The organism is Terrimonas sp. (assembly GCF_003075435.1).
In the GTDB taxonomy this organism is placed as follows: Bacteria; Bacteroidota; Bacteroidia; order Chitinophagales; family Chitinophagaceae; genus Agriterribacter.
On sequence record NZ_QCZJ01000002.1, the window covers coordinates 228,374 to 240,228 of the forward strand.

At 39.0% G+C, this 11,855-nt stretch carries 12 protein-coding genes and 1 tRNA gene; 4 read left to right on the forward strand and 9 right to left on the reverse strand.

Features of this window, described 5'->3' with window-relative positions; translation table 11 throughout:
• Window positions 1–88 precede the first annotated feature (88 nt).
• From DC498_RS03610 to DC498_RS03645, 8 genes are all read right to left on the reverse strand, one after another.
• On the reverse strand, window positions 89–700 hold the full coding sequence (locus tag DC498_RS03610; RefSeq protein WP_116872765.1) for an SCO family protein: 612 nt from the start codon (window positions 698–700) through the stop codon (window positions 89–91).
• Between the two features lie 41 nt (window positions 701–741).
• On the reverse strand, window positions 742–1,989 hold the full coding sequence (locus tag DC498_RS03615) for a site-specific integrase (protein ID WP_116872961.1): 1,248 nt from the start codon (window positions 1,987–1,989) through the stop codon (window positions 742–744).
• A gap of 247 nt (window positions 1,990–2,236) precedes the next feature.
• Window positions 2,237–2,324, reverse strand: a tRNA-Ser gene (locus DC498_RS03620).
• A 221-nt stretch (window positions 2,325–2,545) separates the two neighbouring features.
• On the reverse strand, window positions 2,546–3,964 hold the full coding sequence (locus tag DC498_RS03625; protein WP_116872766.1) for a Glu/Leu/Phe/Val family dehydrogenase: 1,419 nt from the start codon (window positions 3,962–3,964) through the stop codon (window positions 2,546–2,548).
• Window positions 3,965–4,017: 53 nt separating this feature from the next.
• On the reverse strand, window positions 4,018–4,245 hold the full coding sequence (locus tag DC498_RS03630; RefSeq protein WP_165813741.1) for a CcmD family protein: 228 nt from the start codon (window positions 4,243–4,245) through the stop codon (window positions 4,018–4,020).
• The gene (gene ccsA / locus DC498_RS03635; RefSeq protein WP_116872767.1) at window positions 4,238–4,906 is read right to left on the reverse strand and encodes a cytochrome c biogenesis protein CcsA; all 669 of its coding nucleotides are present in this window, start codon (window positions 4,904–4,906) and stop codon (window positions 4,238–4,240) included. Before ccsA ends, DC498_RS03630 begins: the two co-directional genes overlap by 8 nt.
• Before the next feature lie 58 nt (window positions 4,907–4,964).
• Entirely contained in the window at window positions 4,965–5,627 is a 663-nt protein-coding gene (locus tag DC498_RS03640) for a heme exporter protein CcmB (protein ID WP_116872768.1), read from the reverse strand.
• Between the two features lie 18 nt (window positions 5,628–5,645).
• Window positions 5,646–6,215, reverse strand: coding sequence for a thymidine kinase (locus DC498_RS03645; RefSeq protein ID WP_116872769.1), 570 nt, complete (start codon window positions 6,213–6,215; stop codon window positions 5,646–5,648).
• Window positions 6,216–6,303: 88 nt separating this feature from the next.
• On the opposite strand from DC498_RS03645, the gene DC498_RS03650 reads away from it, so the two are divergent.
• Window positions 6,304–7,002 carry a hypothetical protein gene (locus DC498_RS03650; protein WP_116872770.1) on the forward strand — a complete coding sequence of 233 codons (699 nt, stop codon included), beginning with the start codon at window positions 6,304–6,306 and terminating at the stop codon, window positions 7,000–7,002.
• On the opposite strand, the gene DC498_RS03655 is transcribed toward DC498_RS03650, so the two are convergent.
• A complete protein-coding gene (locus DC498_RS03655; protein ID WP_116872771.1) occupies window positions 6,975–8,261 on the reverse strand; it encodes a 3-deoxy-D-manno-octulosonic acid transferase in 1,287 nt (428 codons plus the stop codon). The two genes, DC498_RS03650 and DC498_RS03655, sit on opposite strands and share 28 nt — an antisense overlap.
• A gap of 101 nt (window positions 8,262–8,362) precedes the next feature.
• Here DC498_RS03655 and DC498_RS03660 point away from each other — a divergent pair, with 101 nt between their 5' ends.
• Genes DC498_RS03660 through DC498_RS03670 form a run of 3 tightly spaced genes read left to right on the forward strand, consistent with a single transcriptional unit; the run spans window position 8,363 to window position 11,855 of the window.
• A complete protein-coding gene (locus DC498_RS03660; protein WP_116872772.1) occupies window positions 8,363–9,493 on the forward strand; it encodes a DegT/DnrJ/EryC1/StrS family aminotransferase in 1,131 nt (376 codons plus the stop codon).
• An 8-nt stretch (window positions 9,494–9,501) separates the two neighbouring features.
• Complete coding sequence (locus DC498_RS03665; RefSeq protein WP_116872773.1) at window positions 9,502–10,857, forward strand: UDP-glucose dehydrogenase family protein; 1,356 nt, start codon at window positions 9,502–9,504, stop codon at window positions 10,855–10,857.
• 17 nt (window positions 10,858–10,874) lie between these two features.
• Complete coding sequence (locus DC498_RS03670; protein ID WP_116872774.1) at window positions 10,875–11,855, forward strand: UDP-glucuronic acid decarboxylase family protein; 981 nt, start codon at window positions 10,875–10,877, stop codon at window positions 11,853–11,855.

Below are 11,855 nucleotides of genomic sequence, written 5' to 3' on the forward strand. Positions count from 1 at the left end.
CATAATCCACAACTGACTGGTGCTTTGAAGCAGGAAAGCAAAAATCAATAATATGGAGACTATCTTTTTCAATGATGCAAAAGTAAGGCTAAAATTGTTCTTTCAGAAGAGTTTGAATATCGCTTATAAGCCTTTGGGTTTCCTCGGGCTTTGTGCTGTTATAAACGCCCCTTATATGGCGGTTCTTATCTACCAGGAGCAAGCCGCCGCTATGGGTAAACCCACCCGGCGAAGTGCTGTCCGGGTAAGCTGTTGAGAAATAGGAATGTTCCGAAAGGTTTAGGATACTATCCTGGTTGCCCGTTACAAACTGCCATTTAGGAGATGAAACGCCTAAATTAGTTGCATAGGCTTTTAATCTTGGGATTGTGTCATGTTCAGGGTCTATCGTATGGGAAATAAAAGCCACTCTTTCATCTGTGGCATAAGGCAGATAAGCATTATACATTTCCCTCGTCATTTTAGGGCAAATGGTAGGGCAGGATAGAAATATAAAATCAGCCACATAAATTTTGTTTGCGAATGTTTGGTTGGTTACGGTTTGACCATCTTGATTGGTGAGAGAAAAATTAGCAATAGTTGGGTAAGTAGTGTCATTGCCTGAAACCGTTGGATTACCGAGAATGGGTAATTGTTTTGCTGGTTGGTTACAAGAAATAAGTAGTAATACAAGGTAAAATATAAAAAGCCTACTTTTCATCCTTTGACTATGTTTTAGATTAACAAAATTAATTCTTTGCGTCAGTTTATGACGGCTTTTGACTGATTTAGATTTTGATGCATTAACCTATCTTTCAATATTTTCATATCGTCACTCACTTTTCTATCCAAAATCTTTGCATAATGCTGTGTGGTTCGTAGGTTTTTATGTCCCAGCATTTTACTTACACTTTCGATAGGCACACCATTGGTAAGCGTAACAGTAGTGGCGAAGGTATGGCGGGCAATGTGGAAAGTAAGTTCCTTATTGATTTCGCATAGGTCTGCAATCTCTTTTAGATAACTGTTCATTTTTTGATTGCTTAGTACTGGCAACAGCTTGCCTTCATTCAGGCATTGCGGATGCTGCTTGTATTTGTTCAAAATATCTTCTGCCATCGGTAGCAATGGAATATTGGAACGGCTATCTGTTTTCTGTCGGTTAGTAAATATCCATTTGCCGCCATCAATACCTAATCCAATATTGGTAAGGGTTAGCTGCTTTACATCTATATACGCCAGCCCGGTAAAGCAACTAAACAAAAAAATGTCTTTTACCTGGTTGAGTCTTTCGGAAGCAAATTCTTTGTCAACAATCGCCTGTATTTCTTCCTGTACCAGGTACGCCCTTTCAACTTCTTTTACTTTGGCTTTGTAGTTTACAAAAGGGTTCTTATCCAGCCAGCCATTGGCTATGCAAATGCGGATGATTTTGCCAAAATTTTTGATGTACTTGACTGCAGTATTGTTGTTGCACTTGCGAACGCTGCGGAGATAAAACTCATATTCTGTTACAAAGGCGTGGTCAATCTTTTTTATGTCAATGTCTGAAACATTGTATTTCCATTTTAGGAAATCAATGGTGTGCTTGAGTGATGTTTTGTAACGCTCCAAAGTGCCAGGTGCAAACTCGTCATTTAACAGGGCTTCGATTTTGTTATTATGGTCTTGGAAGATTTTAACCAGGCTTCTGCCTCTTTCTGTTTTTCCCGATACTTTATTTTTAAGTACCTCGGCAGTTACCGGCTCGCCTGCAGCCAATAATAAAGCATGATGCTGGTGAATTTTTGCCTGCAAAATATTCAGGTAGGCATTGAGGGCTTTAATATCTTCTTTGGTGCCTGATGCTAAACCTGCCTGAGTATTCCATTTTTCTGGCAGGCAATCCCTGCCTACAGACATTTCGGTTCTTTGCCCATCTACGGTAATGCGTAAGTAGATAGGTACCGGACCTGATACATAACCTTTGGGTTTCTTCAAATAGAAGAGAAAATTGAAATTTGATTGCATGGTGTGGTGACCTTTTTGCAGTGATAAAATTAGATTCATTACCGACTGCAAACAAGATGTTCAAATGCTGAACTGCTTGCTGGACAAGTGTTTCAGGAAAAGTTGGTGAGTAAATTTTGAGAGAAAACGAACTCACCGAATTACTCACCTAAACTTTGGTTTTAGATGAATGGTTTGGCATAGTGCCAAATAAAAATCCCTACATAATCAACGATTTGCAGGGATTTAGTGAGTTTTGAAACCTTACTGGCGGAGAGAGAGGGATTCGAACCCCCGGACCTGTGACAGTCAACGGTTTTCAAGACCGCCGCATTCGACCGCTCTGCCATCTCTCCGCGGCAAAAGTAAGCGGGCGATTTTAATTCGCAAAAAAGATTTGTAATAAAATAGGAAAGATTTTTTTTTAAAATCAGCTTGAATAAGAAGAATCAATGCAGGCGTGGATTTTATCTGTTTAAAAAAATAAGCAGTATGAAAATTAGTTTCCATATTACATTTATAGAGGCATATTTGCAGCTATATTAATCAGCTCAAACGAAAAAGCTTTATGCGCTGTTTAAGGAAATATTCCTAACTCGGCATAGCTGGTTCCTACTTTATTTATCGCAACCACATACGCGGCTGTTCGCATATCAGGTATGTCAGGATTGTTTTTCCATACATCAACAATCTCCCGTGTTGCCCCGATCATCGTTTCTTCCAGCCCGCTATATACGAGGTCTGCTTCATCCGCTCCATGCATAATGGCTTCTCTTTCACCGGGTGGCACCTCTTTGCCGGTTAGTTCTTCTATTTGCTCTAAAATTTTGCTGTTCAGGTTTTCTGTAAATCTTTTTTCCATTCGGCCATAGCGAACATGGCTAAGGTTTTTAAGCCACTCAAAATAACTTACGGTTACACCACCTGCATTGAGATACATGTCCGGAACAACCAAAATGCCTTTTTTGATAAACACTTCGTCCGCTTCAGGAGTAAGCGGTCCGTTGGCGGCTTCACCAATGATTTTTGCTTTTATGCGGGGAGCATTCTCTCCATTGATCACGTTTTCCAATGCAGCAGGTATCAGTATATCACATTCCATTTCCAGCGCATCTGCCGAGAATAAAATATTTTCAGCGTCGGGAAAATTAAGAATGGTGCCTTCTTTTTTCCGGTGTTGAAAAACCTCTTCTTCATTCAAACCTGCAGGATTATAAATAGCGCCTTCCATTTCTGCAAGAGCTATTACTGTCGCACCGCCTTCTCTAAAAAATTTTGCTGCATGGTATCCTACATTTCCCAGTCCCTGCACTATCACTTTTTTCCCCTTTATGCCTGTAGATAAGCCAACTTTTGCCATCAGGTCGGACATACGGCAGATTTCTCTTATACCGTAAAAAACACCTAAACCTGTAGCTTCACGCCTGCCACGTACACCTCCCTGTGTAACAGGTTTCCCGGTAACACAGGCTAATGCATCAATTTCGCCAGGCTTCATACTCGTATATGTATCCACTATCCACGACATTTCTTTCTCTCCCGTGCCATAATCCGGAGCAGGAACATCGGTTCCTGGTCCAATAAAATTTTTCTTAATTAATTCGTGGGTATAACGTCTTGTGATTTTTTCCAGCTCATAGGGCGTATATTTTTTAGGATCAATATTTATACCGCCTTTAGCGCCGCCGAACGGAACGTTTACAATCGCGCATTTGTAAGTCATAAGCGCGGCAAGCGCCATTACTTCATCAAGGTTTACCGTTGTGGCAAAACGTATCCCTCCTTTGCACGGCGTTTTATGGTGAGAATGTTGAACACGGTAGGCTTTGATCACTTCAATCTTATCGCCAATTTTTACAGGAAAATGCATCCTGTAAACGGAATTACATTGTTTGATCTGTTCCAGTAAACCCGGATCCCAGTTGGTGAATTTTGCTGCTTTATCAAAACTTGCCGAAACGGCATCGAAGAAACTGTATTCCTGTTGAGCAGACATATGGAAGCTTTTAAAAATTTATCGTTAGCAAATAAACACTCAGAAGGCAACAATTATTGTTTCCCCTTTTCTCTTTCAAGCCTGCTTATTTTCCTGTCTAAATTGATGAGGAAAATAAACAATCCGAAAAAAATTACAGCGAGCACGGCAACCACTACATAGATTTTTCCATTGGCACGCATGCCATCAGCCATTTCTACCTCGGTTTGCGCAAAAGATGAGCATACGCTAAAAAACAATACGCTAAAAAGAAAAGCTTTCTTACGTAAAAACTTAAACATGTAAAAGGTTTTTATCTTCAATTTTACGAATGCGAACGGTAAGGGAACTGATCCATATACCCAATATAATAAAACCAGGAACGGCTGCAGGCCAAAAGATCAATCTCATCCGAGCATCCATATCTCTCGGGTCCGCGCCAGGGTTGCCCATTCCACCCGGATGCAAAGATTCCATCATGCGGGGAATGATCCATAATGCCGGCAAAAGCATTGCAAATGCGAATATGTTATAAACTGCGCCTACCCTTGCCCGTTTGTCAATATCTGTTATGGAATTTCTCAAAACAAAATAAGCTGCATATATTAACAGCGCTATAGCAGCGCCAACCTGCTTAATGTCGTTACTCCAGGGTTTGCCCCAGGTGTATTTTGCCCATATAGCCCCGGTAATAATGCCAAGCGCACCATATAACATGCCGGTAGCAGCATAGGAGGTAGCTTTAATATCACTAAGCATATCCGGCTTTCTCAAAAACCGGATGGAATGATATACGGAGATACCACATAATACCATCATGCCAAACCACATAGGCACATGATAATAAATGTTCCGGATCGTTTCATTAAGAATGGCTTTACGGGGTACATCCATTAAAAGACCGCCAAGCAAAACGTAAGATAGTAATACAATACAGAGTAATTTCCACCAGGATAGTTTCATCCCATTGAATTTATTATAGCGACAAACCTACATCAATTTAATGAATGAGCAATGCTGTTTAATCTTTCCATAAAAAAGGGAAGAGGATAATAGCCATTATTATTACCAGTAAATCTAATCCTGAAAGCAGCCAGATCATATCTGATAAGGCAGTTTCTTTAAATGTTTCTCCAAACCCTGCTTTTGAAATGCGCATTAATAAAAGCAGTTGCGGGATTATAATAGGGAATCCCATAATAGCCATCAGCGAAGCCTGTTGCTGGGCTTTTGCAGCAATGGCAGCCAGCATGGTAAATACAAGGCTCAGGCTTACCGAGCCCAGGCTTACTATACCCAAAAAATGAAAGAAATTTATTAGCGGGTTGCCGATCATCAAAATAAAAAGTCCAAGACTTACCAGGCTCATGATGAGCATGATGATTAAATTATACAGTAATTTGGCAATGATAAAATTACCCGGACCGGCAATGGTATAGAAATAAAGCATTCTTCCCCGGCTTTCCTGCAAAAAACTTTTAGCAACAGCATTAACGCAAATAAATAATTGTATCATCCAGAATAAACCGTTCCATACATCGGTTTCTGGTTGTTGAATGGCGAGGTACAAAACAAATACTGTTGAGGCAATATATAATAATACACCATAAAAAGTATACTGCTGCCGTAATTCAAGCAACAGATCTTTTTTGAGCAAAGCAAAAATCCGGGTAATTGCATTCATATAATAATCCCTGTTATCTTATTCTTCCAGGTTATAACAATACCTGCAGCGGGGTTCGTAAATATCTTTTTCACCTAAAACCACCTGGTCTTTATGTGTACTTTTTCGCCAGGAATAACTGGCAATATTGCCACATTTCACACATATGGCATGCAGCTTTGTTATATATTCTGCAACTGCTAATAGGCCGGGCATCTGCCCGAAGGGTTTTCCCGTGTAATCCATGTCTAAGCCTGCCACAATTACCCTGATGCCGCTTAAAGCCAGTTCATTACAAACCCCGGTTATATTATCATCAAAAAACTGTGCTTCATCAATGCCAACAACATCTACATCTTTGCTTAATAACAGTATGCTGGCGGAGTTATCAACAGGTGTTGAGATGATGGAATTTTCATCGTGGGATACTATTTCTTTTTCCCTGAAGCGTGTATCAACCGAAGGCTTAAAAATCTCCACTTTCATATTAGCTATGCGTGCACGCTTCAGCCTGCGGATAAGCTCTTCTGTTTTACCGCTGAACATAGAACCACAGATCACTTCAATCCAACCTCTTCTTTCTCCTTTTATATGGGGCTCTGTAAACATTTATAATAATTTTATGGCAAGGTGTTTGTAACTTCACCACACTTTTTAACAGTCTTTAAATCAATACCGCTCAAAAATACCATATTCAATGGAACGAATCGGGGTTTTGATAAACAAATTGCAGGAACTTCACCAGGAAAAAGCGTCTCCTGATCAGTTGATGCATGTATTACAAATGCTGCAAACAGAAGTGTTTTTGCTGAAACAGCAGGCGGGTGCAGGCAACCGCAGGAAAATTGCTGTTGTAATGCCGAGCAACATTGCTACTAAAACCATTGACGAAGAAATTGCCATGCCTGAAGATTTTGTTAAAGTAAAAGTGGAAGAGGTAAAAATTCAGGAGCAGCCTGATAACAGTTTGTTTGTTGAAAATAAAAAAGAAGTACAGCCTGTTACACAAAATTCTTTTAATGTTTTTGAAGAAGTGCCAACCTTATCGCATCAGCCAAAAGTAAAAGAATTGAATGAAGTGATAGGAAAGGAGAGTACCTCATTAAATGATAAGTTATTTGAGCAAAAAAGAGAAATAGGTGAGAAATTTAATGATGAGCCACTGAAAGATTTAAAAAAGGCCATTGGTGTAAACGACAGGTATATTTTTATTACAGAACTTTTCAGGGGCGATGAAGCCATGTATGAGCGTTCACTTAAAACCATCAATCATTTTACCATATATCCAGAGGCTGAATTCTGGATACAACGGGAGCTGAAACTTAAATTAGGCTGGCTGGAAGATCATGTGCTGGTAAAGCAATTTGATCAGTTGGTTCGAAGAAGATTTTTATAGATATAATTCAAAATATGGCTTGTAGCGCCGGCGTTTTTATAAACGTATTCCTTTGCGGCATTACTGCTACTTTTTAATGCTTCTTCGTTTGCCCACAGATTGTTTAATTCCTTTTCAAGCTCTAAGGCATTTTCAATGCTAAAAGCTCCTCCCGCATCTATCATTTCTTCCGCTTCATAATTTTTTTTGAAGAATGGTCCGAAAAATACAGGCTTGCCATACACGGCAGCTTCTAGAATATTGTGCAGTCCGCTATCAGAAAAACCTCCGCCTATATACGTTATATCCGCATAGGCATACAGGCGTGAAAGCATGCCTATATTATCAATGATCAGGGTGTTGATAATATTATCATCGTATAAATTTTCTGATCCATCCTCAGCCGCGCTTAGCTCAGAAAAAAGAATAGAGTTGGGAAATTCTTTTTGCAGATCGAGCACATTTTCCCGGTCTACTTCATGCGGCGCAACGATGAATTTGATCTCAGTTTTTATTTTGGCATAATGTATAAGCACTTCTTCATCGTCAGTCCAGGTGCTGCCGGCAACAATCACGCGGTGTTGTCCACAGAATCTTTTAACCAACGCAATGTCTTCAAATTTACCAGCAATGCTTATTACCCTGTCAAACCGGGTATCGCCGGAAATGCTCACATTTCGCGTAAAGCCCATTCCATGGAGTATTTGTTCCGATTCCCTGGTTTGTACAAAAATGTGTGTAAAAGCATTGAATAATCTTTTACGGTAATAGTTGTATACGTTTTTAAATATTCCTTTTTTTCTAAGATTTGCTGAAATCAGCAATAACGGAATATTTTTTCTTTTTAACTCTTCCAGGTAGTTTAGCCAAAATTCATACCTGATCCATAATACCAGGTTTGGCTGTATATGGTTGATGAACTTTTTAGCATTGGCCGGGGTATCTATGGGCAAATAACATATAAGATCAGCTCCTTTATACTTTTTGGCTATTTCATAACCTGATGGTGAAAAAAAACTAATGATAATATAACAATCCGGGTATTGCTTTTTTAAATCTTCAATCAAAGGCCGCCCCTGTTCAAATTCTCCAAGCGATGAGGCATGCATCCAGATTTTTATTGCCTTATTATCGGTTGATTTGTGCAGTTTTGCTTCCAGTTGCGGGAAAAAATTCTTTCTGCCGGTTATCCACAACCTGGCTTTTGTATTCCATATAGCAGCCAGTTGAATAGACAAATGATAAATGCTAACAAACAGATTATAAAATATGGTAATCACTATCAATATTTAAAATATGATACAAAACTAATGTGTATTGAACAACCAACGCATATTTTACTATTTTTGCAACCATTTTATTAAATACCACATTTATTTATATGACTCCCATTCAGATGGTTGATTTGCAGAAGCAGTATACGCATATTAAAACGGATGTAGATGCTGCCATTCATAGTGTATTAGATAGTTGCGCGTTCATTAATGGAAAACCTGTTCAGGATTTTGCAGTAAACCTGGCAGGATACCTGGATGTTAAACATGTAATACCCTGCGCCAATGGAACGGATGCGCTTCAGATAGCATTAATGGCTTTAGGATTACAGCCTGGCGATGAAGTTATAACCCCTTCCTTTACATATATAGCTACTACCGAAGTTATTGCTCTGTTGAGGTTGAAACCTGTATTTGTTGAAGTTGATCCTAAAACCTTTTGTATTGACCCTGCTGCTATTGAAAAAGCTATAACAGGTAAAACAAAGGCAATTGTTCCTGTGCATCTGTATGGTCAAACAGCCAATATGGAAGAAATCATGAAAATTGCCGGTAAGCATAATTTGTTTGTAGTTGAGGATAATGCCCAGGCAATAGGTGCAGATTTTACTTTTTCTGATGGTACCAAAAAGAAGTCAGGAACTATCGGCACTATTGGATGTACGTCTTTTTTTCCTTCAAAAAATCTTGGATGTTATGGAGATGGCGGCGCTATTTTTACAAATGATGATAAATTAGCCGTTCAGCTAAAAATGATCGCTAATCACGGACAAAGTGTAAAGTATTATCATGATGTAGTAGGTTGTAATTCCAGGCTTGATACATTGCAGGCTGCAATTTTAAATGTAAAGCTTAAAAAGCTTGATGAATATATTGCTGCGCGACAAAAAGCAGCTCAATATTATACAAAAGCATTTGCCGGTAATGAAAAAATTGCCACGCCTTTTATCCCGTCATATACCAATCACGTATTTCATCAATATACGCTTGTACTGGAGCGTGTTGACAGAAATGGTTTAAATACATTTTTAGCTGAACACAATATTCCTTCCATGATCTATTATCCTGTACCAGCCCACCGCCAAAAAATGTTTGCTTCATTCGGCGGTAACAATTTCAACTTGCCTGTAACAGATTGGCTGACTCAGAGAGTTATTTCACTTCCTATTCATACTGAACTGGAAGAGGAACAACTGGCCTTTATTGCGTCGAAAGTTTTAGAATATATAAATAAATAAATTAAAAAATGAAAATAGCAGTTGTAGGTACTGGCTACGTTGGATTAGTTACAGGAACATGCTTTGCGGAAACCGGGAATACCGTTACCTGTATTGATATAGATATTAATAAAGTAAATAAGCTTTCAAAAGGCGAGATTACCATTTTTGAACCAGGTCTGGAAAAGATATTCCTTAGAAATTTAAAAGAAAAACGACTTGATTTTACTACCAACCTTGCTGAAGGGGTAAAAGATGCACAAATTATCTTTTTGGCATTGCCTACGCCTCCCGGCGAAGATGGATCTGCTGATCTTAAATATGTGCTGGGTGTAGCCGGAGAGTTAGGAAAAATTATACAGCCCGATCAATACAAAGTAATTGTAGATAAAAGTACGGTACCGGTGGGTACTGCCGAAAAAGTAACGAATACAATAATAGAGAGTTCAAAAAAAGTATTGCCTGCCGGTAAAGATTTAGGCGCTGCCGAGGCATTTGATGTTGTATCAAATCCTGAATTTTTGCGCGAAGGTGTTGCAGTGGATGATTTTATGAAGCCGGACAGGGTAGTAATAGGAACAACATCTGAAAGAGCAAAAAAATTAATGCTTGATCTCTATGCTCCTTTTGTAAGGCAGGGTAACCCGATCATTTTTATGGATGTACGCTCTGCGGAGCTGACCAAATATGCTGCTAATTCATTTCTTGCCATGAAGATATCTTTCATGAATGAAATTGCCCAGTTATGTGAGCGGTTAGATGCAGATGTGGATATGGTTAGGAAAGGAATAGGAAGCGATGAGCGAATTGGAAAGCGGTTTTTATTTCCCGGGATAGGTTATGGCGGAAGTTGTTTTCCTAAAGACGTTCAGGCCCTGGTTAACAGCTCAAATGAAGTAAAATATGATTTTAAGATTTTAAATGCCGTGATGGATGTTAATGAAAGTCAAAAGCTTCATCTTATTCCTAAAATTAAAAACTACTTCAAGGGCGATATAAGCAATAAAAAATTCGCTTTATGGGGACTCGCATTTAAGCCTAATACAGATGATATTCGCGAAGCTCCGGCTTTATATATAATTGAATCACTTTTGGCTGCCGGGGCTACTATAAGCGCTTTCGACCCTGAGGCTATGAATAATGTTAAACAGGTAGTAGGTGATAGAATAGAATATGCAGAAAATCAATATGACTGTCTTAATAACGCTGACGCACTTATAATAGCAACTGAATGGAACGAGTTTCGTACGCCTGACTTTTTAAAAATTGCTGAGCTGCTGAAGAATAAGGCCATTTTTGATGGCAGAAATTTGTTTGATGTAAATGCTATAAAAGAAATCGGGTTTCATTACGAAAGTATTGGACGTCCCGTATCAAAAATATAACCAATCTACTATAGTTTATGAACAGGAAAAGGGTGTTAATTACCGGTGCTGCCGGCTTTTTGGGCTCTCATTTGTGTAACCGCTTTATTAAAGATGGTTACCATGTTATTGGGATGGACAACTTCATCACAGGTGATGTCAGAAATATTGAAAATCTCTTTCCATTAGAAAACTTTGAATTTTATCATCACGATGTTTCAAAGTTTATTCATATACCCGGAGATCTGGATTATATTCTTCACTTTGCCTCACCGGCAAGTCCTATAGATTATTTAAAGATTCCTATTCAAACGCTTAAGGTAGGCTCTTTAGGCACACATAATTGCCTTGGTCTTGCAAAAGCAAAACAAGCACGTATACTGGTTGCTTCTACCTCAGAGGTGTATGGTGATCCTCTTGTGCATCCCCAAAATGAAGATTATTGGGGAAACGTAAATCCTGTAGGCCCACGTGGCGTATATGATGAAGCAAAAAGATTCCAGGAAGCCATAACCATGGCATATCATACTTTTCATGGTGTAGAAACAAGAATTGTCCGCATTTTTAATACTTATGGACCAAGAATGCGTTTAAATGATGGCAGAGCATTACCTGCTTTTATTGGTCAGGCATTGCGTGGAGAAGACTTAACCGTATTTGGCGATGGTTCGCAAACACGGTCATTTTGCTATGTTGATGATCTGATTGATGGTATTTGCAGGCTTTTATACAGCGATCATGAGCAACCGGTAAATATCGGGAACCCGGATGAGATCAGCCTGAAAGAATTTGCTGAAGAAATAATAAAACTTACCGGCACTCATCAGAAAATTGTTTATAAACCGTTACCTACTGACGATCCAAAGCAAAGACAGCCTGATATTTCTAGGGCAAAAAGTATATTGAATTGGGAACCTAAAGTTAAAAGAGCCGAAGGGCTGAAGATCACCTATGAATATTTTAAATCCTTACCCAAAGAAGAACTGTATAAACAACCTAAGGAATTTAAAAAACAGTAA

Coding starts and splice junctions, on each gene's coding strand:
- DC498_RS03610 (WP_116872765.1), bottom strand. CDS start 700: ATGAAAAGTAGGCTTTTTATATTTTACCTTGTATTACTACTTATTTCT.
- DC498_RS03615 (WP_116872961.1), bottom strand. CDS start 1,989: ATGCAATCAAATTTCAATTTTCTCTTCTATTTGAAGAAACCCAAAGGT.
- DC498_RS03625 (WP_116872766.1), bottom strand. CDS start 3,964: ATGTCTGCTCAACAGGAATACAGTTTCTTCGATGCCGTTTCGGCAAGT.
- DC498_RS03630 (WP_165813741.1), bottom strand. CDS start 4,245: ATGTTTAAGTTTTTACGTAAGAAAGCTTTTCTTTTTAGCGTATTGTTT.
- ccsA (WP_116872767.1), bottom strand. CDS start 4,906: ATGAAACTATCCTGGTGGAAATTACTCTGTATTGTATTACTATCTTAC.
- DC498_RS03640 (WP_116872768.1), bottom strand. CDS start 5,627: ATGAATGCAATTACCCGGATTTTTGCTTTGCTCAAAAAAGATCTGTTG.
- DC498_RS03645 (WP_116872769.1), bottom strand. CDS start 6,215: ATGTTTACAGAGCCCCATATAAAAGGAGAAAGAAGAGGTTGGATTGAA.
- DC498_RS03650 (WP_116872770.1), top strand. CDS start 6,304: ATGGAACGAATCGGGGTTTTGATAAACAAATTGCAGGAACTTCACCAG.
- DC498_RS03660 (WP_116872772.1), top strand. CDS start 8,363: ATGACTCCCATTCAGATGGTTGATTTGCAGAAGCAGTATACGCATATT.
- DC498_RS03665 (WP_116872773.1), top strand. CDS start 9,502: ATGAAAATAGCAGTTGTAGGTACTGGCTACGTTGGATTAGTTACAGGA.
- DC498_RS03670 (WP_116872774.1), top strand. CDS start 10,875: ATGAACAGGAAAAGGGTGTTAATTACCGGTGCTGCCGGCTTTTTGGGC.